The sequence below is a fragment of the Tsukamurella sp. USMM236 genome (assembly GCF_037148755.1).
GTDB lineage: Bacteria > Actinomycetota > Actinomycetes > Mycobacteriales > Mycobacteriaceae > Tsukamurella.
On record NZ_JBBCSS010000001.1, the window covers coordinates 613,785 to 639,407 of the forward strand.

Consider the following 25,623-nt stretch of genomic DNA (forward strand, 5'->3'; position numbering starts at 1 on the left):
TATAGAGGATCGAGTGGATGGAGGGCAACCGTGGACGAGCGGCGGACCGCGATCGGTGAGGCGGCGCTGGACCTCGCGGCAGAGGGCGGCAACCGGGCGGTGACGCACGGCGCCGTCGACAAGCGGCTGGGGCTGCCGAAGGGATCGACGTCGTACTACTGCCGCACCCGCTCCGATCTGCTGCGCACCGCGATCGAGCATCTCCGGCAGCGGTCGCGGGCGGCCTTCGACGCCGACGTGCCGCGCACCGTCGACCGGGACACCGCGGCGGACGTGACGGCGCGCCAGCTGCACCACCTGCTCACGGACCGTCGGCGCGATTCGCTCGCCCGCTACGCGCTGGCACCGGACGCGCAGGCCGAGGGGCTCGAGGCGGACCTCGCCACCTGCCTGTTCTCGGTGCCGCTCGCGACGGGCCTGTTCGCGGCGCTCGGCACCGTCGACCCCGACCGGGCGGCGGCCGACTTGGTCAGCCTGCTCGAGGGCCTGCTCTTCGACCGGCTGTACGGCGCCCGGTCGCTGGGGCCCGCGAAGACCGAGGCCGAGAGCCTCGCGGACCTGCGTGGGCCGATCCGGCAGGCGTTAAACTACGGCGCATGACCTACGGCACCCTGATCCTGCTCCGTCACGGCGAGAGCGAGTGGAACGCGTCCAACCAGTTCACCGGCTGGGTCGACGTGGCGCTGACCGAGAAGGGGCGCGGCGAGGCCGCCCGCGGCGGCGAGCTGCTCAAGGAGGCCGGCCTGCTGCCCGACATCCTCTACACCTCGCTGCTGCGTCGCGCGATCACCACCGCGAACATCGCGCTGAACGCGGCCGACCGGCACTGGATCCCCGTGGTCCGCGACTGGCGCCTCAACGAGCGGCACTACGGCGCGCTGCAGGGCCTGAACAAGGCCGAGACCAAGGACAAGTACGGCGACGAGCAGTTCATGCTGTGGCGCCGCAGCTACGACACCCCGCCGCCCGCGATCGACGCGGACGACCAGTACAGCCAGACCGGCGACCCGCGGTACGCGCACCTGCCGCAGGTGCCGCTCACCGAGTGCCTGCTCGACGTGGTCAAGCGCTTCATCCCCTACTACCAGGCTGTCATCGAGCCGCAGGTCGCCCAGGGGAAGACGGTGCTCGTGGCCGCGCACGGCAACTCGCTGCGCGCGCTGGTCAAGCACCTCGACGGGATCTCCGACGCCGATATCGCGGCGCTGAACATCCCCACCGGCATCCCGCTGACCTACTCGTTCAACGAGGACGGCGCCGTCGCCAACCCGGGCGGCACCTACCTGGACCCAGAGGCCGCCGCCGCGGGCGCCGCCGCGGTCGCCAACCAGGGCGCCAAGTAGTCCCACGATCGGCGACGGGGGCGGTACCGAGCGAATCGGTACCGCCCCCTAAGTTTCTCCTCAGCCTCCGGGGCCACGCAGAGGATAGGTTGGATCACATGGCTGACGTGACTGTGACCCACTCCCCGGAACAGGAGCGCTACGTGCTCACCGTCGATGGCGAGCAGGCGGGCTACCTCGACTACGTCGACGAGGTGGAGGTGCGCCTGCTCACTCACACCGTGGTCGACGCCGAGTACGGCGGCAACGGCTATGCGGCGGTGCTCACCAAGGCTGCGCTCGACGACGTCGTCGACTCGGGCAAGAGGGCCCGCGCGGTGTGCTCCTACGTCGCGAACTACGTGACGAAGCACCCCGAGTACGCCTCCGTTGTCGAGGTGGCCGCCGACCGGTAACCCGTTGTTCACCAGTCGTTCCCGATGTGAAGAATCGCCGGAGAACCTGGGTACACTGACCGCGTGACTGTGGCCCTCTGTGTGGTGTCCGCCCTGGCGGGCGCCCTCATCGGATGGCTCGCGCGGCGCGTCCGGCAGCGGGTGATCACCGCCGAACCCGTCGGTCCGACCCGCATGACGGTCGCGGAGTTGCAGCGCGCGGTGATCCGCGAGTCGCCCACCGGCCTCGTGGTCGTCGACCGCTTCCGCGACGTCATCGCCTGCAATCCCCGCGCCGAGGAGTTCTCCCTCGTCCGCGAGCAACTCCTCGACGATCGCGTCTGGCAGGCCGCCTCCCTGGTGCTCGAGACCGGGGCGCCGCGCACCGTCGAACTGACGGTGTCCCGCCGGTCCGACCGGGCGAGCATCGCGGTGCGCTGCCGGGTGGACCTCATCGTCGGGACCGAACCCGACGAGCGGTACGCCGTGGTCTACGCCGACGACGACACCGAGAATCAGCGCATGGAGGCCACCCGGCGCGACTTCGTGGCGAACGTCTCGCACGAGCTGAAGACCCCCGTCGGCGCGATCGGCCTGCTCGCCGAGGCGCTCCTCGAATCCGACGATGACCCGGAGGCGGTGCGGCACTTCGGCTCCCGCGTCCTCGTCGAGTCCACCCGCATGGGCAACATGGTCAACGAGCTGATCGCGCTCTCCCGCCTGCAGGGCGCGGAGAAGCTGCCCGACCTCGGCAGCGTCGAGGTCGACGACGTGGTCGGCGAAGCCGTGGCCCGCGCCCAGGTTTCCGCGGAGGCCAACAACATCTCGCTCATCGTCGACGAGCCCTCCGGCCTGGAGATCCGCGGCGACGACACCCTGCTGCTGACGGCGCTGTCGAACCTCATCTCCAACGCGATCGCCTACTCGCCGCAGAACACCCAGGTCTCGATCAGCCGCCGCCTGCGGCCCGCCACCGGGCCCGACGGTGCCGCGTCGGTCGAGATCGCGGTCACCGACCGGGGCATCGGCATCGCCCCCGAAGACCAGGAGCGCGTCTTCGAGCGCTTCTTCCGCGTCGACAAGGCGCGGTCCCGGATGACGGGCGGGACCGGACTCGGTCTCGCGATCGTCAAACACGTCGCCGCGAACCACGGCGGCACCATTAGGCTCTGGAGCAAACCGGGCATGGGTTCGACCTTCACGCTGGTGCTGCCGGCGTCGGTCGAGTCCGGGCCGGACCCTGCAGAGCGCGATGACCACAGTGAGGATGTACTGCGGTGACACACGTACTGATCGTCGAGGACGAGGAATCGCTGGCCGACCCTCTCGCGTTCCTGCTCCGCAAGGAGGGGTTCGAGACCACCGTCGTGGGCGACGGGGTCGAGGCACTGCGGCACTTCGACTCCGCGGGCGCCGACATCGTCCTGCTCGACCTGATGCTGCCCGGCATGAGCGGCACCGACGTGTGCAAGCAGCTGCGCGCCCGCTCGTCCGTGCCGGTCATCATGGTGACCGCGCGCGACAGCGAGATCGACAAGGTCGTGGGCCTGGAGCTGGGCGCCGACGACTACGTCACCAAGCCCTACTCCGCACGGGAGCTCATCGCCCGCATCCGCGCGGTGCTGCGCCGCGGCGCCGACACCGCCGCCGCGGACGGCCTCGACGACGGGGTGCTCGAGGGCGGTCCCGTCCGGATGGACGTCGAGCGGCACGTCGTGACCGTCGGGGGAGACGCGGTGACCCTGCCGCTCAAGGAGTTCGACCTGCTCGAGTACCTGCTGCGCAACAGCGGCCGCGTGCTCACTCGCGGGCAGCTCATCGACCGCGTCTGGGGCGCGGACTACGTGGGCGACACCAAGACGCTCGACGTGCACGTCAAGCGCCTGCGCAGCAAGATCGAGGCGGACCCGGCCAACCCGAAGCACCTGGTCACCGTCCGGGGCCTCGGCTACAAGCTCGAGCCCTAGCCCCGGCATCACCGTCGCGTTCCGCGACGGTCCTTCGATTCACTGGTAATACCACTTGACCACCGGACCGGGTGGCGCTACGGTTCCGGCATGGAACTGAGCCCGGTCACGAAGCGGTCCGCCGCCGACGAGGTGCACGAGCAGCTGCTGAACCAGCTGGTCAGTGGTGCCGCGCCGGTCGGCTCGCGGCTGCCCAGCGAGCGCAAGCTCGCGGAGGTCCTCGGCGTCTCTCGCCCCGTCGTCCGCGAGGCCATCGCCCGCCTCGCCACGTCGGGCCACGTCGAGGTCCGGCAGGGCGACGGTGCCGTCGTCAACGACATCACCCGCACGGGCGGGCTGGACCTGCTGCCGCACCTGCTCGTCGCCGCGCCCGACGGTGCCGTCGTCGACCCGTCCGTGGTCCGCAGCGTCCTCGAGGTCCGCGAGTACCTCGGGCCGTGGATCGCCGAGAAGGCGGCCGCCCGCTCGGCCGACGCGCTTGCCGGCCCGCTGACCGCGGCGCTCGCCGCGATCGAGGGCGCCGGCTCCGGCGCGGAGCAGCAGGCCGCAGCCCTCGCCTATTGGGAGCACCTCGTGCGGGGTGCCGACTCGATCGCGATGACCCTCATCTTCAACGGCATGCGGCGCGTCTACGAGCCGCTGCTCGGCGTGCTCGCCGACGCCGTCGCGGCCGCGGAGCCCGCGGATCTTTACCGCGCGCTCACCGCCGCCGTCCTCGACGGCGACGCCACCGCCGCCCGCACGGCCGCGCTGGCCGTCCTCGGCGGCGCCACTGGCGTGCTCGGTGGATTCCTCGACCGGATGGAGCAGTCATGACCACGACCGATCGCGCGGCCCGCCGCGGATTCTCACTCGGCGACGCCGGCCGCGAGTTCCTGCGCCATCCCACGCCGTGGATGATCCTGGCCTTCCTGGCCGGCACCGTCGCAGCGCGCATCGCCGTCGGCGGGGGAGGGCTCGCCGACCTGTGGGCGCCGCTCGTCTTCGCGGCCCTGTTCCCGTTCCTGGAGTGGGTGATCCACGTCTTCGTGCTGCACTGGCGGCCGCGCACCGTCGGGCCGATCACGGTGGACACGCTGCTCGCGCGCGACCATCGCCGGCACCACGCCGCGCCCCGCGACGTGGATCTCGTGTTCATCCCCACCCGCGCGCTGCCCTGGGGGATCGTCGGCCTGGGTGTCGCCGCGCCGCTCGGCGTGGGCGCCCTGATCGGCGCCCCGGTGCACGCGACGCTCACCTTCATGCTGGTCGAGGCGGTCTTCCTGCTCGGCTACGAGTGGACCCACTACCTCGTCCACACCGACTACAAGCCGCGCGGCCGCGCCTACAAGGCGGTCTGGCGCAGTCACCGTCTGCACCACTTCAAGAACGAGCACTACTGGTTCTCGGTCACCACCGCGGGCACCTCCGACCGGGTGCTGGGCACCTATCCGGACCCCGGCACCGTCGACACCAGCCCGACCGCCAAGAACCTGCACGGCCTGGACGAGATCGCCTAGAGCTCCACGTACTTCATGTCGAAGTTCTGCCGCTCCGTCGCCGCGGCGGTGGCGGGGTGCACGGCGACCAGCTTGCCCTGGCGCGCCTCGCACTCGCGGGCCAGCGCGGCGTACGCCTCCTCGCCCAGTAGCTCGGTCAGTTCGGGGGCGTAGCTCTGCCACACCTGCTGCGCGCCGACGTGCGCCTCGGGGGAGCCGGAGCAGTACCACTGCAGGTCGAGTCCGCCTGCGCCCCAACCCCGTCGGTCGTACTCGCCGATCGTCGTGCGCAGGATCTGCTCGCCGTCTGGCCGCTCGACCCACTCCTGAGTGCGCCGGACCGGCAGCTGCCAGCAGACGTCGGGCTTGACGGTGAGCGGCTCCACCCCGGTCCGCAGGGCCATGGCGTGCAGGGCGCAGCCCTCGCCGCCAGGGAAGCCCGGCCGGTTGAGGAAGATGCACGCGCCCTCGTACCGGCGCGTGCGCAGCGCGGGCTCGTCGTCGAGGTCGTCCTCCTCGAGATAGCCCTTCTTGCCCAATCCCTTGCTGCGGAACTGCCAGTCGTCGTCCGTCAGCTTCGCGACGGCCTTCTTCAGGCGCTTCTTGTCGTCGTTGTCGGAGAGGAAGGCCCCGTGGCTGCAGCAGCCGTCCGTGTCCCGGCCCGGCTCGATCCCGTGGCACGACTCGGTGCCGAAGACGCACGTCCAGTGCGAGAGCAGCCAGGTCAGATCCGCCGCGATCAGATGGCTCGGATCCGCGGGGTCGGTGAACTCCAGCCACTCGCGCGGGAAGTCCAGGGGGACTTCCGGGACGGGACGCCGCAGGCCGGGCATCGGAAGGTCGGTCACAGGGGCCACCGTAGTCGGGTCTAGATTGACGGGGTGAGATTGGGAGTCCTCGACATCGGGTCCAATACGGTGCACCTGCTCGTGGTCGACGCCCACTGGGGCGCGCACCCGACGCCGATGAGCTCGACCAAGGCCACGTTGCGGCTCGCCGAGAAGATCGAGCCGAGCGGTCGGCTCAGCCAGGCCGGCGAGGATGCGCTCGTCGCATCCGTCGAGGAGTTCACGAAGATCGCGCGCAGCTCCGGCTGCTCCGAGGTGATGGCCTTCGCGACCTCCGCGGTCCGCGATGCCAGCAACACCGACACCGTCCTCGCGCACGTCAAGCAGGCCACGGGCGTCGACGTCGAGGTGCTCTCCGGCGCCGACGAGTCCCGCCTCACCGCGCTGGCGGTGCGCCGCTGGTACGGCTGGAGCGTGGGTCGCGTGCTCAACATCGACATCGGCGGCGGCTCGCTCGAGATGAGCAACGGCGTCGACGAGGAGCCGGACGTCGCGCTCTCGCTGCCGCTGGGCGCGGGCCGGATCACCCGCGAGTGGCTGCCCGACGATCCGCCCGGGCGCCGCCGCGTCGCCATGCTCCGCGACTGGCTCGACGCCGAGATCGCCCCCGCCGCCGCGCGACTGCAGGCCGTCGGCACGCCCGACCTGGTGGCGGGCACGTCGAAGACGATGCGCACCCTCGCCCGCCTGACGGGCGCGGCGCCCTCCTCCGCCGGGCCGCGCGTCAAGCGCACGCTCACGGCGCGCGGGCTGAGCCAGCTGATCGCCTTCATCAGCCGGATGACGGAGTCCGACCGCCGCGAGCTGGACGGGCTGAGCTCCGACCGCGCGGGCCAGATCGTGGCCGGCGCGCTGGTCGCCGAGGCCGCGATGCGGGCGATGAAGGTCGAGGAGCTCGACATCTGCCCGTGGGCGCTGCGCGAGGGCGTGATCCTCCGCTATCTGGACACCCAGGCGGGCTTCACCCCGGAGAGCAGCGGTAAAGCCCATTAAAGGCGCGAAGTAACATAACGGACCGCCGCGTGTGCCGCCACGGTTGCGCGACGGTGTACAAGTAGAATCTTCTGAGACCACACAGGGCGTGAGTGGCGGGTGTGAACTTTCCGGCACGCGCGGGGCCCACGAGGCCGACGAGCCACAGGACGGTGACGTGCATGAGCGAGGAGCGAAGGATTTCGCTGGCGGAGCTGCTCGCCAGGGAGGGCGGCACTCCACCCGCACCCGCGGGCGGACGCCGCCGACGCCACCGCGGCGGCGAGAACTCGATCACCGTCGCCGAGCTGACCGGTGAGATCCCCGTCATCCGCGACGACCAGCCCGCACCGGGCACCGAGGCCCCGGCCGAGCAGCCCGAGGTGTCGGCCGTGCCCGAGGCACCCGCCGCGCAGGCGGTTCAGCCCGCACCGGCCGCTCCTGCGCAGCAGGCCGCGTACGAGCCCGAGGTCGTGACCCCCGAGGTCGTCGAGCCCGAGCCCGCGGCGCCCGCCACGCCCGAGCCGGCCGACCAGGCCGCCCCGGCGGAGCAGGCCGACCAGGACGACGACGAGCCGATCACCTCCTCCTTCCTCGCCGCCGCCGTGGCCGCCCCCGGCCCCGTCGAAACTCCTGCACCGCAGGAGAGCGCGCCGCAGGAGCCCGAGGCGCCGGCGGTGGACGAGACGCCTGCGCAGCCCGAGGGCCGGCGCGGTGGGCTGCTCCGCTGGGGCCGTGGCTCCCGGGCGGCCGAGGCGCCGCAGGAGCCCGCCGCCGAGCCTGTGGCCGAGCAGGCCGCGGAACCCGCTGCCGCGCTGGCCGACGGTGCGCCGGCTGCCGATGCCGCGCAGACCGACGCCCCGCAGGCCGACGCCCCCCAGGCGGAGGACGGCCGCGACTACGCGTGGTCGCGCTGGGATCAGGCAGAGGCCCCGATCATGGCGACCGCCGACTTCAACACCGCCCAGGTCCGCGAGCGCCAGTCCCGGTTCGCCGAGATCGAGGCCGACGACACCGTCGACGTGAAGCCCGTCGCCGTGCCGACCCCGGACGTGGACCTGGATGCGCCCGTCGCGCCCGACACCGCGGCGCTCAGCGCCCAGCAGATCGACGACGCGCGCGCCGAGGAGACCCCGGACTTCCTCGCGAAGCCGGGCGACGACGACGCGGACGCCGACGAGAAGGACGCCGCGACGGGCAAGGGACGCGGTTGGGCCGCGCTCGCCGCCGAGGTGGTGCTCGGCCTCGCGGCCGGCGCCGGCCTGTTCTACGGCTTCTTCAAGCTGTGGAACTGGGGCGGCGGCTGGCCGACCATCGCGCTGACCGTCGTGCTCGCGTTCATCGTGATCATCGGCATCGTGACCTTCACGCACTACCTGCGCAAGACCACCGATTACCTCACCCTGGGGCTCGCCCTGTTCGTGGGCCTGGTGATCACCTTCGGCCCGCTGCTGATGGCGCTCGGCTCCAACTGAGTACTCTCGGCGACGTGAGCGGGATACCGGTCGGACTGTCGACGGCCTCGGTCTATCCCGAGAAGCTCGAGGACGCCTTTCGGTACGCCGCCGAGACGGGCTACGACGGCGTCGAGCTCATGGTCTGGCACGAGGGCGCCAGCCAGGACATCGCGAACGTCGCCGGGCTGTCCATGCGCTACGACGTGCCCGTGCTGTCGGTCCACGCGCCCTGCCTGCTCATCAGCCAGCGCGTGTGGGGCCCCGATCCGATGGCGAAACTCGGCCGCGCCGTGACGGCCGCGGAGGACCTCGGCGCGAGCACCGTCGTCGTGCATCCGCCGTTCCGGTGGCAGCGGCGCTACGCCGAGAACTTCGTCGACCTCGTCAGCGAGCTCGAGGACGACAGCGATGTGGCCGTCGCCGTGGAGAACATGTTCCCGATGCGGCTCGACGCCTTCTTCGGGCGCCGCGGCGAATCCGTCGAGCGGCTCAAGCGACGCGGTCACCCCGGCACCGCGGTCTCGGCCTTCGCCCCGTCGATCGACCCGACGGACGTCGGCTACGCGAACTACACGCTGGACCTCTCGCACACCGCCACCGCGGGCGTCGACGCCCTCGAGCTGATGGACCGGATGGGCGACGGGCTGCGGCACCTGCACCTCACGGACGGCCTCGGCGCGGCCGTCGACGAGCACCTCGTGCCCGGTCACGGCACCCAGCCGGCCGCCGAGGTGTGCCGCCGGCTCGCCGCGTCCGGCTTCGACGGGCACGTGATCCTCGAGATCGCGACGGGCTCGGCGAAGACCCCCGAGGAGCGCCGTGCGATGCTCACGGAGGCGCTGGAATTCGCGCGGGAGCACCTGCGCGCCGATCCGGCAGCCTGACGTCGGGTACCCGCACGGGTACCCCGGTAAGGAGAGCGCACAGATGGCTTTGTTCGCGGACCTCGTCTCCGTCGCGAAGGCCCCCGGCGGGTACACCGCCGACATCGATCCCACCTGGTCGGTGGGCAACAAGGTGCACGGCGGGGCGCTGCTCGCCGTCATCGCCTCGGCGGCGCAGGCCGCCTACCTCGACGACGGGGGAGACCCCGAGGTCACGCCCGTGGTGATCTCCGCCGAGTACCTCGGCGCGCCCGACCCGGGGCACGTCGAGCTGCGGACCGACGTGCGCAAGCGCGGCCGCACCACCTCGTTCGTGAACGTCGAGGCCGTGCAGGGCGACCGCGTCTACGTGCAGGCGGCCGTGACCCTCGCGCGGCGCGACGAGGGCGACGAGCGCTACGCCGAGCCCCTCCCGATCGACGCGATGCCGCCGACCCCGCCCGCCGACGCGCTGGCCTGGGACCCCGAGCACCCCGCCGCCAAGATCTTCAAGGTCGGCCGCGTCGCCGAGGTGCACTACGACGCCTCGACCCTGCCGGTGATCGAGGGCCGCACCGGCCCCGCCGAGACCCGCGGCTGGGTGCGGCTGCGCGAGGAGCCGCTCTCGGGGCTGTTCGCCCTGCTCGCCACCGACATCTCGCTGCCCGTGGTCGCCAACCTCGGCGGCATCGGCTGGGCGCCGACCATCACGCTGACCGCGTCCGTCCGGCGCGAGCCCGTGAACGGCTGGCTGCGGTTCCGGGCGTCCGCGCCCGTCGTCGGGCAGCGGTGGTTCGAGGAGGACCACGTCCTGGTCGACGAGTCCGGGCACGTCGTCGCGACGTCCCGCCAGCTGGCGATGATGCCCCGCGGCCCCCGGACCCCCGAGCCCGAGAAGAACTGACGTCCCGGAAGAGGAGAACTGACATGGATGGTCGTATCGCGCTGATCGGCGGCGGGCGGATCGGCGAGGCCCTGCTGGGTGGCCTCATCGCCGCCGGGCACGCGCCCGCGGCACTCACGGTCGCCGAGCCCCACGCGGGCCGCGGCGGCGAGCTCACCGAGCGCTACGGGGTGTCGACGGTGACCACCGTCGCAGAGGCGGTCGACGGGGCGGACCTCGTGGTGATCGCCGTCAAGCCCGACGTGGTGACCGCGATCCTGCCCGACGTGGCCTCCGCGCTGCGCCCCGGCGCCGTCGTGGCCTCGGTGGCCGCGGGTGTCCCGACGACCGTCTACGAGGCGGCCCTTCCCGCCGGGACCCCCGTCGTGCGGGTCATGCCGAACACGGCGATGCTCGTCGGCCGGTCGATGAGCGGGATCTCCGGCGGCCGCGAGGCGACGGAGGCGCACGTGACGCTGGTGCGCGAGGTCATGGAGGCGGTGGGGAAGACCCTCGTCGTGCCCGAGGCGAAGCTCGACGCGCTCACCGCGCTGTCCGGCTCCGGACCCGCGTACGCCTTCCTCGTGGCGGAGGCGATGATCGACGCGGGCGTGGATCTGGGGCTCACCCGGGACCAGGCGACGACCCTCGCGACGCACACGATCGCGGGCGCGGGTGCACTAATGGTTGAGACTTCCACGTCGCCCGTCGAGCTCCGGGCGGCGGTGACTTCTCCGGGCGGTACGACGGCCGCCGCGATCCGCGAGCTGGAGAAAAATGGCCTCCGACCTGCGTTTTACGCGGCGACGCGGGCCTGCGCGGAGCGATCGGCCGAGCTCGGGCGTCTCGCCTAGAAGGTTCGGTTAGCTCACTCCCGTCGCATTATTCCCATTGGTACCGCTAAGCTGCTCGAAGCACGTGCGTGTCAGGTCCGCCGGAGGGGAAGCCGGCGGCGCGACATGTGCCGGAGGTTAGGGATTACATGGCGTCTGCAAACAAGAACACCAAGCCCGCTGAGATCGGTGCCGGAGCCCAGGCTCCCCAGGCAGCCGGCTCGTCGTTCCTGACGGTGGCCGAGGTCGCCACCCTCATGCGGGTGTCGAAGATGACGGTCTACCGCCTGGTGCACAACGGGGAGCTCCCCGCGGTGCGCGTGGGCCGGTCGTTCCGGGTCCACGAGAAGGCCGTCCACGACTACCTGCAGACCTCGTTCTTCGACGCGGGCTAAAGCCCCGTCGCAGAGTGTCGGCAGGAGCGGCGGGTACGGGCGGATTTCGCCTGGGCCGCCGCGACGGGTAAAGTAGAAGCCTGCTGCGTGGACGCGGGGGCTCACTCGTACCCGGCCGCCGCGCACCGAACATGGCAATTCGATAGAGAGACGTGAGGAACCCATGGGTTCAGTGATCAAGAAGCGCCGCAAGCGCATGTCGAAGAAGAAGCACCGCAAGCTGCTCCGCCGCACTCGGGTGCAGCGTAGGAAGCTCGGCAAGTAGGCCTTCTGGTCACACTTTCATGAGAGCCCGCCCAGGATCTGGGCGGGCTTTCGTGTTTCCGGTTACCCTTCAGTAATGAGTGAGTCGGTCGTCACTGCGCCGCGCGTCGTCATGGTGACGGGCGCGTCCACGTTCGTGGGCGGCTACCTCGTGCGCCGGCTCGCGCAGCGTCCCGACATCGAGCGCGTGATCGGTGTCGACGCCGTGCCGCCGACCAAGGCGATGCACCGGCGGATGGAGCCCGCGGAGTTCATCCGCGTCGACTACCGCAGCCACATCTTCGGCAAGATCATGGCGACCAACGAGGTCGACACGGTGGTGCACTGCTCCACCTCGGTCACCGACAACCACTTCCCGTCCGGGTCCACCAAGGACGCGATCGTCTTCGGCTCCATGCGGGTCTTCGCCGCGTGCCAGAAGTCGGAGACGGTCAAGCGCGTGATCATGCGCTCGGCGACGCAGGTCTACGGCTCCCGGTCGCGCAACCCCGCGCTGATCACCGAGGACCTGGTCGGCGGCGCCGCGGCCAGCGGCCACCCGCGCGACCTGCTCGACGCCGAGGCCTACGCCCGCAGTATGGCCCGCCGCCGCACGGACATCGACCTCACGGTGCTGCGCCTCGCGCCCATCCTCGGACCCAACATCGAGACCCTGCTCGGCTCGCTCTTCGAGCGGCCCCTCGTGCCGTCGATCATCGGCCGCGACGCCCGTCTGCAGCTGCTGCATCAGGACGACGCCCTGGGCGCGCTGGAGCACGCCGTGGTGGCCGGGAAGCCGGGCACGTACAACATCGCCGGCGACGGTGCGATCTCCATGTCGCAGGCCATCAGGCTGTCCGGCCGGGTCCCGCTGCCGGTGGTCAAGCCCGCCTTCGGGCCCGCCGTCGCCGCGATCCGGGGCCGCGGCCGCGGCCACACGGACAAGGTGCAGCTCGCCTACCTCAGCTTCGGCAACGCCTTCGACACGACGCGCATGCGCAGGGAACTCGGCTTCGAGCCGCGCTTCACCACGCGGCAGGCGATGGAAGACGCCGCACGCCACGGGCGCACAGAACCTACAATCGGTGTGGATTCTTTTCTGAGCGTCGAGCAGCGGGTCGCCTCGCTGGCACGACGGTTCGCGGGAATCGACTCCGAGTACGGCACGGCTGGACGGTAGACACATGACCAACGCTTCAGGCTCACAGCACGCGAAGGTGCTGCAGCTGCCCGTGTCCATCGACACCGCTCGCACCGAGGGGCGCGAGCGCGCGCAGCAGCGGCACCCGTCCGCGCTCACCGGCACCCCGGCACCGTCGGCGCCGCGTCGCGAGGCCACGGTGCACGCCCTCAACCCCGACTACATCGCCGCCGCGCAGCCGGGCGAGCCCGGGCCGGGCTGGCGCGAGCGCGCCGCGGAATCGGTGGTCGACGGTGCCGCCTTCGTCCGTGAGCGGCTCACCGGCGACTACGACATCGATCCCTTCGGCTTCGATCCGCACCTGACCGACGCGCTCTTCCTGCCGGCGCTGCGGCCCGTCTACGACAAGTGGTTCCGCGTGGACACCACCGGCGCCGACAACCTGCCCCGCGAGGGCGGCGCCCTGCTCGTGGCGAACCACTCAGGCGTGATCCCGCTCGACGGGCTGATGTCGGCCGTCGCGGTGCACGACAACCACCCCGACCAGCGGCACCTGCGCCTGCTCGCCGCCGACCTGGCCTTCGAGTACCCGGTCATCGGCGAGGTCGCCCGCAAGATGGGCGCCACCGTCGCCTGCAACGCGGACGCCGAGGCGCTGCTCACCCGCGGCGAGCTCGTCGCCGTGTGGCCCGAGGGCTTCAAGGGAATCGGCAAGCTCTACCGCGACCGGTACAAGCTGCAGCGCTTCGGCCGCGGCGGCTTCGTGACCGCCGCGATCCGCGCGCAGGTCCCGATCATCCCGGTGTCCATCGTGGGTGCCGAGGAGACGTACCCGATGCTCGCCGACGTCAAGCCCGTCGCGCGGCTGCTCGGCCTGCCCTACGCGCCGATCACGCCGCTGTTCCCGTGGCTCGGCCCGCTGGGCATGGTGCCGCTGCCGTCGAAGTGGCACATCGAGTTCGGCGAGCCCATCGCCACGGACCGCTTCACCGAGGCCGACGCCGACGATCCCATGGTGGTCTTCGAGCTCACCGACAACGTTCGCGAGACCATCCAGCAGTCGCTCTACCGCATCCTCGCGCGCCGGAAGAACATCTTCCAGGACTTCTAGGTCCGACGGTGCCGCCCCTCCCGGCGCGGACCGCGGTCCACAGATCGATTCTGCTTCTTCATAACGTTGCAACGTTATGAAGAAGCAGGACCGATAGCGGGAGGGCGTGACGTCGCGAACGGCGACGGGAATCCCGTGCGTGAGCGAGAATGCATCGAACGGCGTGGGGGCGCCGACGGGGGTGTACATGACGGAGGACAAGCCGGTCGAGTTCCGGCATCGCGACGAGTTGCTCGTCGTGGGTGCGACGGATCGGCAGATCCGCGCGTGGCGACAGAAGAACCAGATGACTCGGGTATGGCGTGGTTCCTATCACCTGGGTGCGAGGTTGCCGCCCTGGGAGGAACTGCGGATCAGCGCGCTGGCCGCGGCGCAGCGGTCAGGGGAGTCGGTGGTGCTGAGCCATGCGGCCGCGGCTGTGGTTCTCGGAATGATGATTCTCAATTCCGATTGGCAGACAGTCGATTTCACGTGCGATGGTGTGCGAGGTGGAACGAAGCGGGGGCGGCGCAGACTGCATGTCCGGCGACTCGACGCGGAGGACGTCGTCGTGGTCGACGGGGTGACGGTCACGTCGATCGCGCGGACGGCGCTCGATCTCGCGCTGGCGGGCGACTTCGTGCGTGCGGTGTGCGCGCTGGACGCGGCCCTGCGGATGGGCGTCACTAGGGACGAACTGCAGGCGGCGATCGGCAGGCTCGGTCGACGGCGAGGTATGGCGAATCTGCTCGCAGCGGTGGAGGAGGCGTCGCCGCTGTCGGAGTCGGTCGGCGAGTCCCGCAGTCGCGCGCTGATGCTCAAGTGGCCCGAGATCCCACGCCCCGAGTTGCAGCGGGAGTTCTTCAACGAGGCGGGTGCTCTCGAGGCGCGCGTCGATTTCCTGTGGGCGGAGCGCGTGGTCGGCGAGTTCGACGGCAAGGGGAAGCAGAAGAAGGGCTTCACGTCGGAGGAGCGGATCCAGCGCGACACTCTGCTGATGGGCCGGAAGTTGTACCCGACGCATTGGGACTGGGATGCCTGCAAGGAGCCGGACCGCCTCCGGAACAAGCTGCACGATGCACTCGGGCCCTTCGGTCTGCTGCTCGACGGAGCCTCCCGCTATCGGTCCTGACTCTTCATAACGTTGCAACGCTATGAAGAAGCAGAACCGAACTGTGGACCGCGGTCCGCCCCGGTGCGGAGGTCGACGGCCAGGGGAGGCACCGTCGAACTCGAGGGATCAGTCGTCGCTGAAGTGCTTGATCAGCGCGGCGGCGCCGCCGACGGCGACGCCCACACCGATGGCGGTGGGGACGCCGATCTTGGCGGCCTTGCGGCCGGTGCGGTAGTCGCGGATCTCCCAGCCCCGCACCCGCGCGACGTCGCGCAGGTCGGAGTCGGGGTTGATGGCGACGGCGGTGCCCACCAGGGAGAGCATCGGCACGTCGTTGTGGGAGTCGCTGTAGGCGGTGCAGCGCTTGAGATTCAGGCCCTCGCGGATCGCCAGCGACCGGACGGCGTGCGCCTTGCCCAGGCCGTGCAGGATGTCGCCGACGAGCTTGCCGGTGAACACCCCGTCCTGCGACTCCGCGACGGTGCCGAGGGCGCCGGTGAGGCCGAGCCGGTCGGCGATGGTCTGCGCGAGCTCGACGGGGGTGGCCGTCACCAGCCACACCTGCTGGCCGGCGTCGAGGTGCATCTGCGCCAGCGCGCGGGTGCCGGGCCAGATCTTGTCGGCGATGATCTCGTCGTAGATCTCCTCGCCGACGGCCTTGAGCTCCTCGGTGGAGCGGCCGGCGATGAAGGACAGCGCCTTCTCGCGCCCGGCGGCGACGTCCTCGCTGTTCTCCTTGCCCGTGAGCCGGAACTTGGCCTGCGCCCACACGGCCGAGGCCAGGTCGGAGTAGGAGAAGTAGTTGCGCGCGGCGAGGCCGCGGGCGAAGTGCACGATCGAGGCGCCCTGCACCATCGTGTTGTCGACGTCGAAGAAGGCGGCCGCGGTGAGGTCCGGCGGCACCTGGCCGTCCTCGCGGCCCTCCTTCTCGAGCAGCAGCGAATGGGCGGCGTCGGCGCTCGCCTCGCCCGCCGCGCTCTGCCGTTGTTCGTCGGCGCTGGCCTGGTCGGACAAGGGCACCTCCCCACTCGCGTGATCCACGTGCGTGATCTCCCCTCAACCTTAGCGGCGCGCGCCGCGCTCGGGGTGGGACACTCGGCACATGTCCGTGATCACGCTGCTCACCAGGGAGGGATGCGGGATGTGCGCCCGCGCCCACGACGAGCTCACCGCGCTCGTCGTCGAACTCCGCGCCGCCGACCGCCCCGTCGACTACCGGCAACTGGACGTCGACGCGCCCGGCAACACCGAGTACCGCGGCGAGTACGGCGACATGCTGCCGGTGGTCCTGCTCGACGGCGCCATGCACAGCTATTGGGACGTGGACGCCGCAGGGCTGCGCGCGGAACTCGGCCCCTGAGTGGTCCGCGGCTGCTCGAAGCGGACATTCCGCAGCTGCGGGCGGATATCCTGGGCTGAACGACCCTCGCGGGTGACCTGCCGTCACCTGCACGGGTGAGGTGAGGCTGTGCGCGTTTTCCCATTTCAGGGGATGCGGGGTACCGTGCCTTAACGGGAAACTACGGACTGTAGTTCACCCGTCAAGATCTTCGAAGGAGCAGCGAGGGTGTCGGTTCTGCTGTTCGGCGCGTCGCACCGCAGCGCGCCGGTGTCGGTCCTCGAGAAACTGGCGATCACCGAGACCGATCGTCCCAAGGTGTTGGCGCAGCTCATGGAGTCGCCCCACATCGACGAGGTCATGGTCGTCACCACCTGCAATCGCGTCGAGATCTACGCCGTCGTCGAGGCCTTCCACCCCGCCCTGGAAGCCGTCTCCGACGTCCTGAGCGCCCGATCCGGCCTCACCATCAACGAGCTCAGCAAGCACGCCTTCGTGCGCTACTCCGAGGCCGCCGTCCAGCACCTCTTCTCCGTCGCGAGCGGCCTCGACTCGATGGTCGTCGGCGAACAGCAGATCCTCGGCCAGATCCGCGGCGCCTACGCCGCCTCCGACGAGCACCAGGTCGCCGGCCGCGTGGTCCACGATCTCGCGCAGCGCGCCCTGCACGTCGGCAAGCGCGTGCACACCGACACCGGCATCGACAAGGCCGGCGCTTCCGTCGTCTCCGTCGCCCTCGACCGCGCGCAGGCCATCCTCGGCGCGCAGGGCGGCTCGCTGCGGCGCGCCGTCGTCGTGGGCGCGGGCGCCATGGGCGGCCTCGGCGTCGCCCACCTGGCCCGCGCCGGCGCCGTCGACGTGACCGTCGCCAACCGCACCCCGGACAAGGCTGATCGCCTCGCGCAGGCGGCCCTCGACGGTGGCGTGACCGCAGCCCGCGGTGTGGGCATGGACGACCTCGTCGTCGCCCTCGCCGACGCCGACGTGCTCATCGCCTGCACCGGCGCCGTCGGCAGCGTCGTGAGCCTCGCCGACGTGCACTCGGCGCTGGCGCAGCGCACCGTCGACACCGATCTCGTGGTGTGCGACCTCGGCCTGCCCCGGGACGTCGACCCGGCCGTCGCCGGGCTGCCGGGCGTGGCCGTCATCGACATCGACGCCCTCTCCCGCGAGCCGGGCACGCAGGCCGCGGAGGAGGACGCCGAGAAGGCCCGCGGCATCGTCTCCGACGAGCTCGCCGAGTACCTCTCCGCGCAGCGCTCGGCCGAGGTCACCCCGACGGTGACGGCCCTGCGCCGGCGCGCCGCCGAGGTGGTGGAAGCCGAACTGCTGCGGCTGGATTCGCGCCTCCCGAGCCTGGAGGGCACGGACCGTGACGAGGTGGCGCAGACGGTGCGCCGCGTCGTCGACAAGCTCCTGCACGCCCCGACGGTGCGCGTCAAGCAACTGGCCGCCACCCCGGGCGGCGACTCCTACGCGGAGGCGCTGCGCGAGCTCTTCGAACTCAAGCCGGGCGCCACGGGCGCCGTCTCCGCGACCGAAGGATCCGACGACCGAAGTGTCTGACCCCACCGTTCCGCAGCCCATTCGCATCGGCACGCGCGGCTCGCTGCTGGCGACCACGCAGGCCGGCACCGTGCGCGACGCCCTGATCGCCGCCGGGCATCCCGCCGAGCTCGTCATCGTGCAGACGCCGGGCGACCTGAGCTCCGAGCCGGTCGAGAAGATCGGCGTCGGCGTCTTCACCTCCGCGCTGCGCGACGCGCTCGCGAACCGCGAGGTCGACGTGGCCGTGCACTCCTACAAGGACCTGCCGACCGCGCCCGACGACCGGCTCTCGATGCCCGCCGTGCCGCCCCGTGAGGACTCGCGCGACGCCCTCGTGGCGCGCGACGGCCTGGTGCTGGGGGAGCTGCCGGCGGGGTCCGTGATCGGTACCTCCAGCCCGCGACGAGCCAGCCAGCTTACCGCACTGGGTCTGGGTTTGGAAATCCGCCCCCTACGAGGCAACCTTGACTCTCGGTTACGCAAAGTAGCGGACGGCGAACTCGACGCGATCGTGGTCGCCCTCGCCGGACTCAAGCGGATCGGTCGCCACAACGAGGTGACGGAGGCGCTGGATCCGGTGCAGATGCTGCCGGCGCCTGCTCAGGGCGCACTCGCGGTGGAGTGCCGACGCGACGATGCGGAACTGCATTCCGTGCTCTCCGGCCTGGACGATCCGGTCACGCGTGCGGCGGTCACCGCCGAGCGTGCCCTCCTCGCCGAGTTGGAGGCCGGGTGTACCGCGCCCGTCGGTGCGATCGCGGAAGTCGTCGAGTCCCTCGACGACGACGGTCGGATCTTCGAGGAGCTGTCGCTGCGTGGCATCGCGCTCGCAGCGGACGGCTCCGACTCGGTCCGCGCCTCTGTGGTCGGTCCGGTGGGCGAAGCCGGCGCGCTGGGCATCGCGCTGGCACGGGAGCTGCTCGACCTGGGCGCACGCGACCTGCTCGCGTAGCACCCGCAACTACTGGGAGCCGATACATGAGCCGCACTGCACAGTCCGCGAAGGCCGACACGGCAGCCGACACCGACACGGTGTCCACCCGCGTCGCCGCGAAGACGAACAAGCCCGCCCGGGGCCGGGCGGTGGCACCGGGCCGCATCACCTTCGTGGGATCCGGCCCGGGCGATCCGGGACTGCTGACCCTGCGTGCAGAGCAGAGTATCGCGGGCGCCCGGACGGTCTACACCGACCCCGACGTTCCGCAGACCGTGCTCGACATGGTGGGCACCGCGCTGCCGGCCGAGCCCGTCGAGACCGGTGACGACGCCGCCGACACGGCCGCCGCGAAGGGCCGCAAGGGCGAGCCCGCCGTGCGCAACCCCGCCACCGTCGTGCCCGCACTGGGCGAGCCCGCCGAGGTCGCCAAGACCCTGCTGGCGCAGGCCCGCCACGGCGAGGACGTCGTGCGCCTCGTCGCCGGCGACCCGCTGTCCTCGGACGCGGTGCTGGCCGAGGTCAACGCCGTCGCCCGCACCCAGATCGCCTTCGAGATCGTCCCGGGCCTCGCGCCCGCGACGGCCGTCCCCACCTACGCCGGCATGGCGCTGGGCTCGGCGCACACCGAGGCCGACGTGCGCGGTGAGGTCGACTGGGCGGCGCTGGCCGCGGCCCCGTCGCCCCTGGTGCTGAGCGCGACCGCCGAGCACCTCGCCGACACCGCCTCCGCGCTGGTCGAGAACGGCCTCGCGCCGCAGACCCCGGTCGCCGTCACCGCGCAGGGCTCCACCTGCAAGCAGAAGACCGTCGAGGCCACCCTCGCCACGCTGAACGAGGCCGGCGCGGGCCTGCCCGGCCCGCTCGTGGTCACCGTCGGCAAGGTCGTGGGCCAGCGGAACAAGCTCTCCTGGTGGGAGTCGCGCGCGCTGTACGGCTGGACCGTGCTCGTGCCCCGCACCAAGGACCAGGCCGCCGAGATGTCGAACCGGCTGCGCGCCCACGGATCCATCCCGATGGAGGTCCCGACCATCGCCGTCGAGCCGCCGCGCAGCCCCGCGCAGATGGAGCGCGCGGTCAAGGGCCTCGTCGACGGCCGCTACCAGTGGGTGGTCTTCACCTCGACGAACGCCGTGCGCGCCGTGTGGGAGAAGTTCATCGAGTTCGGCCTGGACGCCCGCGCCTTCTCCGGCGTGAAGATCGCCTGCGTCGGCGAGCAGACGGCCGCCAAGGTCCGCGCCTTCGGCATCGAGCCCGAGCTGATCCCGACGGGCGAGCAGTCCAGCCTGGGCATGCTCGAGGTCTTCCCGCCCTTCGACGACGTCTTCGACCCGGTCAACCGGGTCCTGCTGCCGCGCGCCGACATCGCCACCGAGACCCTCGCCGAGGGCCTGCGCGACCGGGGCTGGGAGATCGACGACGTGACCGCGTACCGCACGGTGCGCGCCGCGCCGCCGCCCGCCTCGACCCGCGAGATGATCAAGTCCGGCGACTTCGACGCGGTCTGCTTCACCTCCAGCTCGACGGTGCGCAACCTGGTCGGCATCGCCGGCAAGCCGCACGCCCGCACCATCGTCGCGTGCATCGGCCCGAAGACGGCCGAGACCGCGATCGAGTTCGGCCTGCGGGTGGACGTGCAGCCGGAGACCGCGTCGGTGGAGGACCTCGTCGAGGCCCTGGCGGCGCACGCGTCCCGGCTCCGCGCGGAGGGCGCCCTGCCGCCGCCGCGGAAGAAGCCGCGCCGCTCGCGGTCCTGACGCTTACGTAGGCTGGGAGGCATGACCTTTCCCCACGTGCGGCCCCGCCGGCTGCGCACCACGCCCGCCGTCCGGCGGCTCGTCGCCGAGGTGTCGGTGGAGCCGCGGCAGCTCGTGCTGCCGATGTTCGTGCGCGACGGGATCGACGCGCCGCTGCCGATCTCGTCGATGCCGGGCGTCGTCCAGCACACGCCCGATTCGCTGCGCGCCGCGGCCGAGGAGGCCGTCCGCGAGGGCGTCGGCGGGATCATGCTGTTCGGCGTCCCCGACGACGCCGACAAGGACGCCGAGGGCAGCGCCTCGTGGAACCCCGACGGGGTGCTCAACCGCGGCCTGCGTGCCCTGCGGGACGACCTGGGCGACGACATCGTGATCATGGCCGACACGTGCCTGGACGAGTTCACCTCGCACGGGCACTGCGGCGTGCTCGACGGTGCCGGGCGCGTCGACAACGACGCCACCCTGGAGCGGTACGCCCTCATGGGCGTCGCGCAGGCCGACGCCGGGGCGCACATGCTGGGACCGTCGGGGATGATGGACGGCCAGATCGGGGTGCTGCGTTCCGCGCTGGATGCCGCTGTGCACCAGGACGTCTCGTTGTTCGCGTACACCGCGAAGTACGCGTCGCCGTTCTACGGCCCGTTCCGCGAGGCCGTCGGCTCGTCGCTTCAGGGCGATCGGCGGACGTACCAGCAGGATTCGGCGAACCGTCGCGAGGCGCTGCGCGAGCTCGAGCTGGACCTCGCCGAGGGGGCCGACATCGTGATGGTCAAGCCCGCCATGAGCTACCTCGACGTGCTCGCCGACGTGGCCGCCGCGTCGCCGGTTCCCGTGGGGGCGTACCAGATCTCGGGTGAGTACGCGATGATCACCGCCGCCGCCCAGAACGGCTGGATCGACCGCGACGCCGCGATCCGCGAGTCGCTGCTGTCGATCCGCCGCGCCGGCGCCGACATCGTGCTGACCTACTGGGCCACCGAGGCCGCGGGATGGCTGAACCGGGGGCAGTGGTGACCGGACAGTTCCACCACCAGGGCCCCGTCTGGCCCGGCCCCGGCCCGCAGCCGCCCACGTGGCCGGCGCCGCCGCCCGTCCCGAAGCCCCAGCGCGGCCCCCGGCCCGACGACGTGAAGCTCTCCGTGCAGCTGTGGATCTTCGTCATCATCGCCTCGGCGATCTCCCGCGTCGCGCAGGCGATCTCGACCCGCGGCTCCGACGAGCTGCGCGAGCAGTTCGACCGGATGCGCGAGGGCGACGGCATCATCGCCCGCACCTCCCGCGAGCAGTACAAGACCTTCGAGCAGTACGACACCACGACCTTCGTGCTCGCCATCGTCATGGTGGTCGTCGGCGTCGCCGTGGCGGCAGGCCTGGTCTACTTCCTGTGGCGCGGGCAGAGCTGGGCGCGGCTCGTGCTCCAGTTCGTCGCCGCGTTCGTCCTGGTGCAGGGCGTGCTCGCGTTCTTCTCCGGGAACGGCGCGGTCGCCGTCCCGGCCATCCTCGCGGCGATCGCCGTGGTGGGGGCCATGATCGCGGCCAACAGCCGCGACGCGCTCGAGTACTTCAAGCCGGGCTCCACGGCGGCCCGCCGGTGACCGCGCCCGCGTCCCCGCTCTACGCCGAGCGGGGGCTGTCGCGCGTCTGGCTGCTGATCGTGCCCCTGGCGACGGTGGCGATGATCCTCACCCAGTGGCTGCTCGCCGGCCGCACCTCGGAGTGGTGGATCTGGCTGCTGCTGGGCCTCGCCACGCAGGGCTTCGTGTGGCTGCAGGTGACCGCGGGGCGCACCCACGTCTCGATGGCGATCACCCCCGAGGAACTGCGCTGCGGCGAGGAGACGATCCCCGTCGCCGACATCGCGCGGATCCTGCCGGGGAAGTCCCCCGACCACCCGCGCAAGGCCAAGCCGGAGGACTTCCCGGCGTGGTCCTCGGCGCGCGCCATGGGGCGGCTGAGCACCGTGCCGCGGCGCCGCTACGGCATGGGCATCCAGCTCGCCGACGGCTCGACCGTCCAGGCGTGGGCGCGCAACGACTACGCGCTGCGCGCGGCCCTCGAGCCGCTGCTCGCCGCCCGGTCCGGGAGCTGATCCTCAGCCGATGAGGGCGGCGGCCGTGCGCTCGATCTGCGCCGCCGCCTCGTCGACGGTGCCGCGCGGCGCCAGCAGGTGGCTCACGGTGAGCCGCACGAACACCTCGACCGTCGCATCGTCGACGGCGGCACCGTCCGGCCGGGCGTCGAGCGCCGCGCGCACCGCGCCGATGGCCCGCCCGAGCACCGGCTCCGGGTCGGTGGTGAGCAGCGGCAGCAGCTCCGCGCCCGCGCCGGGGACGCCGGCCAGGATCGACTTGAGCAGTGTGTTGTCGGCTCCGTGCACGAGCGCGGCCCGGGCCCCCGCGCCGAGGCCCGCGACGGTCGTCTCGGCGGTCGTGATCGCGGCCGTCACCGCGTCGAGGTAACGGTCCGCATCGCGCTGGACCAGCGCCGTGGCCAGGTCCTGTTTGGCGCCGAGCTCCTTGTACAGCGCGGTGCGGCTCACGCCCACGCGCTTGGCGATGAGCGACATGTTCACGGCGTCCCAGCCCTGGTCGACGACCAGCGCGCGGGCCGCATCGAGCGCGCGGTCGCGCAGCAGCTGCTTGACCTCGGTCTGGAAGCTCGCGGGAGCGCTCATGCACCCAGCGTACATGTTGCCGACGATTGTCCGCATGGTTGACAGAACCGGCATAAGTGTAATCAAATGGAACATGACAGTGATTCATGTCACCTCGGCGACCGCCCCGTCGAGGAGGACCGAAGGAGACGCCATGTCCAGCTCAGCCGCACCGCAGAAGCCGTCGAAGTCCGGTACCGATTACGACGTCCTGGTGATCGGATCCGGCTTCGGCGGGTCCGTCACCGCCCTCCGCCTCACCGAGAAGGGCTACCGCGTGGGCGTCCTCGAGGCCGGTCGGCGATTCGCCGACCAGGACTTCGCGAAGACCAGCTGGGACCTCCGCAAATTCGTCTGGATGCCGGCGCTCGGCCTGTACGGCATCCAGCGCATCCACATGCTGCGCGACTGCCTGATCCTGGCCGGGGCGGGCGTGGGCGGCGGCTCGCTGAACTACGCGAACACGCTGTACAAGCCGCCAGCCTCCTTCTTCGCCGACGAGCAGTGGGCCGGCATCACCGACTGGTTCGACGAGCTCTCGCCTTACTACGACCAGGGCCGCCGCATGCTGGGCGTCGTGCAGAACCCGCATATGACGCCGGCCGACGAGATCGTCAAGCAGGTCGCCGACGACATGGGCGCGGGCGAGACGTTCATCCAGACCCCCGTCGGCGTGTACTTCGGCGAGCCCGGGAAGACGGTGCCCGACCCCTTCTTCGGCGGCGCCGGACCCGACCGCACCGGCTGCATCGAGTGCGGCGAATGCATGACCGGCTGCCGCCACGGCGCGAAGAACACGCTGGTCAAGAACTACCTCGGGCTCGCCGAGCGCGCGGGAGCGGAGGTGCACCCGCTGACGACGGTGACCGACGTGACCCGGCTGGTCGACGGTAGCTGGGCGGTCACGACGGTCCGCTCCGGCGCGAAGGTCCGCAAGCGCCGCCGCACCTACACCGCGCGGCACGTGGTCTTCGCCGCCGGCACGTGGGGCACGCAGCAGCTCCTGCACCGGCTGCGCGACAAGGGCTCGCTGCCCGAGCTCTCCGACCGGGTCGGCGTGCTCACCCGCACCAACTCCGAGTCCATCCTCTCCGCGGTCCGGATGACCGTCGACAAGGAGCTCGACCTCACCCGCGGCGTCGCGATCACCAGCTCCTTCCACCCGAGCAGCGACACCCACGTCGAACCGGTGCGCTACGGCAAGGGCTCCAACGCGATGGGCATGCTGCAGACGCTGATGACCGACGGTGGCGGCCGCGTTCCGCGCTGGCTGAAGTTCCTCGGCACCGTCGTGCGGCATCCGCTGGCCTTCCTCCGCGTGCTGCTCGTGGGCGGCTGGAGCGAGCGGACCATCATCGCGCTGGTCATGCAGAACCTCGACAACTCGATCACCACGTTCACCAAGCGCGGCCTGTTCGGCCGGAAGATGTCGTCGCGGCAGGGCCACGGCGAGCCGAACCCCACCTGGATCCCGCTGGGCAACGAGGCGACCAGGCGCATCGCCGACAAGATCGGCGGCGCGCCTGCGGGCACCTGGGGCGAGGTCTTCAACATCCCCATGACCGCGCACTTCCTGGGCGGCTGCGCGATCGGGGCGGACCCGTCCACCGGCGTCATCGACGCCTATCACCGCGTCCACGGCTACCCGACGCTCAGCGTGGTCGACGGTTCCGCGGTGTCCGCGAACCTCGGCGTGAACCCGTCGCTGACGATCACCGCGCAGGCCGAGCGGGCCGCGGCGCTGTGGCCGAACAAGGGCGAGGCCGATCAGCGCGCCCCGCAGGGCGTGCCCTACCGCCGCATCGCGCCGGTCGCGCCGCGGCACCCGGTCGTGCCCGCCACCGCTCCCGGCGCCCTCCGCCTCCCGCTGTACGTCGTCTGAGTCACTGCCAGGCCGGGCGAGTGTCGCCGCGCAGGGCGGCGAGGCCGCGGCGCACCCGCTCGGTCTGCCGCACCGACATCGACGGCAGCGCGTCGGGGTGGAACCACGCGATCTCGAGCGACTCGTCGTCGGCGACGTGCGCCTCGCCGGCGACGTAGCGGCACAGGAACAGCAGCGTGAGGTACTGCGCCACATCGCCGTTCGGGTAGCGGACCGGCTCGTCGGTGCGGACCGCGAGCAGGTCCAGCACCTCGGCGTCGACGCCGGCCTCCTCGCGGATCTCGCGGATGATCGCCTCGGCGGGCTGCTCACCGGGCTCGAGGATTCCCGCGATCGAGGCCCACTCGCCGGTGTCGGCGCGGCGGCCCAGCAGCACCTCGCCGGACCCGTTGACGACCACCGCGGCGACGCCGGGCAGCCAGAGCAGGTCAGTGCCGATCTTCTCGCGGATGCTGCGCACGTACTCGGGGATGGGCATGCTTGTGAGGGTACGTACCCGATCCAGGAGG

29 protein-coding genes are annotated in these 25,623 nt (G+C 71.5%); 25 read left to right on the forward strand and 4 right to left on the reverse strand.

Going from position 1 to position 25,623, the window contains the following annotated elements; genetic code table 11:
* Positions 1-30 precede the first annotated feature (30 nt).
* From WFK95_RS02865 to WFK95_RS02895, 7 genes are all read left to right on the forward strand, one after another.
* Positions 31-600: a TetR/AcrR family transcriptional regulator gene (locus WFK95_RS02865; RefSeq protein ID WP_336669825.1), complete on the forward strand. Its 570-nt coding sequence runs from the start codon at positions 31-33 to the stop codon at positions 598-600.
* A complete protein-coding gene (locus tag WFK95_RS02870) occupies positions 597-1,343 on the forward strand; it encodes a phosphoglyceromutase (protein WP_336669826.1) in 747 nt (248 codons plus the stop codon). Before WFK95_RS02865 ends, WFK95_RS02870 begins: the two co-directional genes overlap by 4 nt.
* A gap of 98 nt (positions 1,344-1,441) precedes the next feature.
* Positions 1,442-1,738: a GNAT family N-acetyltransferase gene (locus WFK95_RS02875; RefSeq protein WP_336669827.1), complete on the forward strand. Its 297-nt coding sequence runs from the start codon at positions 1,442-1,444 to the stop codon at positions 1,736-1,738.
* Positions 1,739-1,801: 63 nt separating this feature from the next.
* Positions 1,802-2,998, forward strand: coding sequence for a sensor histidine kinase (locus WFK95_RS02880; RefSeq protein WP_336669828.1), 1,197 nt, complete (start codon positions 1,802-1,804; stop codon positions 2,996-2,998).
* A complete protein-coding gene (locus tag WFK95_RS02885) occupies positions 2,995-3,684 on the forward strand; it encodes a response regulator transcription factor (RefSeq protein WP_224646029.1) in 690 nt (229 codons plus the stop codon). Before WFK95_RS02880 ends, WFK95_RS02885 begins: the two co-directional genes overlap by 4 nt.
* Positions 3,685-3,774: 90 nt before the next feature.
* Positions 3,775-4,500 carry a FadR/GntR family transcriptional regulator gene (locus WFK95_RS02890; RefSeq protein WP_224646030.1) on the forward strand — a complete coding sequence of 242 codons (726 nt, stop codon included), beginning with the start codon at positions 3,775-3,777 and terminating at the stop codon, positions 4,498-4,500.
* Entirely contained in the window at positions 4,497-5,183 is a 687-nt protein-coding gene (locus WFK95_RS02895) for a sterol desaturase family protein (RefSeq protein WP_336669829.1), read from the forward strand. The genes WFK95_RS02890 and WFK95_RS02895 overlap by 4 nt, the downstream gene beginning before the upstream one ends.
* Here the strand turns inward: WFK95_RS02895 and WFK95_RS02900 are convergent.
* Complete coding sequence (locus WFK95_RS02900) at positions 5,180-5,995, reverse strand: hypothetical protein (protein WP_224646042.1); 816 nt, start codon at positions 5,993-5,995, stop codon at positions 5,180-5,182. The two genes, WFK95_RS02895 and WFK95_RS02900, sit on opposite strands and share 4 nt — an antisense overlap.
* Before the next feature lie 48 nt (positions 5,996-6,043).
* On the opposite strand from WFK95_RS02900, the gene WFK95_RS02905 reads away from it, so the two are divergent.
* The 10 genes from WFK95_RS02905 to WFK95_RS02950 all read left to right on the forward strand — a co-directional run bounded on the left by WFK95_RS02905 (position 6,044) and on the right by WFK95_RS02950 (position 15,019).
* Positions 6,044-7,003, forward strand: coding sequence for a Ppx/GppA phosphatase family protein (locus WFK95_RS02905; protein WP_224646032.1), 960 nt, complete (start codon positions 6,044-6,046; stop codon positions 7,001-7,003).
* A 161-nt stretch (positions 7,004-7,164) separates the two neighbouring features.
* A complete protein-coding gene (locus WFK95_RS02910) occupies positions 7,165-8,457 on the forward strand; it encodes a hypothetical protein (protein WP_336669830.1) in 1,293 nt (430 codons plus the stop codon).
* A 14-nt stretch (positions 8,458-8,471) separates the two neighbouring features.
* Entirely contained in the window at positions 8,472-9,323 is an 852-nt protein-coding gene (locus tag WFK95_RS02915; protein WP_224646034.1) for a sugar phosphate isomerase/epimerase family protein, read from the forward strand.
* Between the two features lie 43 nt (positions 9,324-9,366).
* On the forward strand, positions 9,367-10,206 hold the full coding sequence (locus WFK95_RS02920; RefSeq protein ID WP_336669831.1) for a thioesterase family protein: 840 nt from the start codon (positions 9,367-9,369) through the stop codon (positions 10,204-10,206).
* Positions 10,207-10,229: 23 nt separating this feature from the next.
* Complete coding sequence (proC, locus tag WFK95_RS02925) at positions 10,230-11,039, forward strand: pyrroline-5-carboxylate reductase (RefSeq protein WP_224651909.1); 810 nt, start codon at positions 10,230-10,232, stop codon at positions 11,037-11,039.
* A gap of 128 nt (positions 11,040-11,167) precedes the next feature.
* Complete coding sequence (locus WFK95_RS02930) at positions 11,168-11,413, forward strand: helix-turn-helix domain-containing protein (RefSeq protein WP_068523814.1); 246 nt, start codon at positions 11,168-11,170, stop codon at positions 11,411-11,413.
* A gap of 163 nt (positions 11,414-11,576) precedes the next feature.
* Positions 11,577-11,678, forward strand: coding sequence for a 30S ribosomal protein bS22 (locus WFK95_RS02935; protein WP_003402602.1), 102 nt, complete (start codon positions 11,577-11,579; stop codon positions 11,676-11,678).
* A gap of 75 nt (positions 11,679-11,753) precedes the next feature.
* On the forward strand, positions 11,754-12,836 hold the full coding sequence (locus tag WFK95_RS02940; RefSeq protein ID WP_224651910.1) for an NAD-dependent epimerase/dehydratase family protein: 1,083 nt from the start codon (positions 11,754-11,756) through the stop codon (positions 12,834-12,836).
* Between the two features lie 4 nt (positions 12,837-12,840).
* Positions 12,841-13,908: a lysophospholipid acyltransferase family protein gene (locus WFK95_RS02945; protein WP_336669832.1), complete on the forward strand. Its 1,068-nt coding sequence runs from the start codon at positions 12,841-12,843 to the stop codon at positions 13,906-13,908.
* Positions 13,909-14,095: 187 nt separating this feature from the next.
* A complete protein-coding gene (locus WFK95_RS02950) occupies positions 14,096-15,019 on the forward strand; it encodes a hypothetical protein (RefSeq protein WP_336669833.1) in 924 nt (307 codons plus the stop codon).
* 108 nt (positions 15,020-15,127) lie between these two features.
* On the opposite strand, the gene WFK95_RS02955 is transcribed toward WFK95_RS02950, so the two are convergent.
* Positions 15,128-16,042, reverse strand: a complete 915-nt coding sequence (locus WFK95_RS02955) for an HAD family hydrolase (RefSeq protein ID WP_336669834.1) — start codon at positions 16,040-16,042, stop codon at positions 15,128-15,130.
* Between the two features lie 61 nt (positions 16,043-16,103).
* Between WFK95_RS02955 and WFK95_RS02960 the strand changes: the two genes are divergently transcribed.
* The 7 genes from WFK95_RS02960 (at position 16,104) to WFK95_RS02990 (ending at position 22,668) form a co-directional block, all read left to right on the forward strand.
* Entirely contained in the window at positions 16,104-16,361 is a 258-nt protein-coding gene (locus WFK95_RS02960) for a glutaredoxin family protein (protein WP_336669835.1), read from the forward strand.
* A gap of 207 nt (positions 16,362-16,568) precedes the next feature.
* On the forward strand, positions 16,569-17,906 hold the full coding sequence (locus WFK95_RS02965; protein WP_336669836.1) for a glutamyl-tRNA reductase: 1,338 nt from the start codon (positions 16,569-16,571) through the stop codon (positions 17,904-17,906).
* Complete coding sequence (gene hemC / locus WFK95_RS02970) at positions 17,899-18,840, forward strand: hydroxymethylbilane synthase (protein WP_224651915.1); 942 nt, start codon at positions 17,899-17,901, stop codon at positions 18,838-18,840. The genes WFK95_RS02965 and hemC overlap by 8 nt, the downstream gene beginning before the upstream one ends.
* Positions 18,841-18,866: 26 nt before the next feature.
* On the forward strand, positions 18,867-20,579 hold the full coding sequence (locus tag WFK95_RS02975) for a bifunctional uroporphyrinogen-III C-methyltransferase/uroporphyrinogen-III synthase (protein ID WP_336669837.1): 1,713 nt from the start codon (positions 18,867-18,869) through the stop codon (positions 20,577-20,579).
* 21 nt (positions 20,580-20,600) lie between these two features.
* The gene (gene hemB, locus WFK95_RS02980) at positions 20,601-21,593 is read left to right on the forward strand and encodes a porphobilinogen synthase (protein ID WP_336669838.1); all 993 of its coding nucleotides are present in this window, start codon (positions 20,601-20,603) and stop codon (positions 21,591-21,593) included.
* A complete protein-coding gene (locus tag WFK95_RS02985; RefSeq protein ID WP_336669839.1) occupies positions 21,569-22,174 on the forward strand; it encodes a hypothetical protein in 606 nt (201 codons plus the stop codon). The genes hemB and WFK95_RS02985 overlap by 25 nt, the downstream gene beginning before the upstream one ends.
* Positions 22,171-22,668 (forward strand): DUF3093 family protein, encoded by a 498-nt coding sequence (locus WFK95_RS02990; RefSeq protein ID WP_224651922.1) that lies wholly within the window; start codon positions 22,171-22,173, stop codon positions 22,666-22,668. The genes WFK95_RS02985 and WFK95_RS02990 overlap by 4 nt, the downstream gene beginning before the upstream one ends.
* 3 nt (positions 22,669-22,671) lie before the next feature.
* Here the strand turns inward: WFK95_RS02990 and WFK95_RS02995 are convergent, their stop codons facing one another.
* Entirely contained in the window at positions 22,672-23,253 is a 582-nt protein-coding gene (locus WFK95_RS02995) for a TetR/AcrR family transcriptional regulator (protein WP_336669840.1), read from the reverse strand.
* A 133-nt stretch (positions 23,254-23,386) separates the two neighbouring features.
* Here WFK95_RS02995 and WFK95_RS03000 point away from each other — a divergent pair, with 133 nt between their 5' ends.
* On the forward strand, positions 23,387-25,114 hold the full coding sequence (locus WFK95_RS03000) for a GMC family oxidoreductase (RefSeq protein ID WP_336669841.1): 1,728 nt from the start codon (positions 23,387-23,389) through the stop codon (positions 25,112-25,114).
* Between the two features lies 1 nt (position 25,115).
* On the opposite strand, the gene WFK95_RS03005 is transcribed toward WFK95_RS03000, so the two are convergent.
* A complete protein-coding gene (locus WFK95_RS03005) occupies positions 25,116-25,592 on the reverse strand; it encodes an NUDIX hydrolase (protein WP_336669842.1) in 477 nt (158 codons plus the stop codon).
* Positions 25,593-25,623 lie beyond the last annotated feature (31 nt).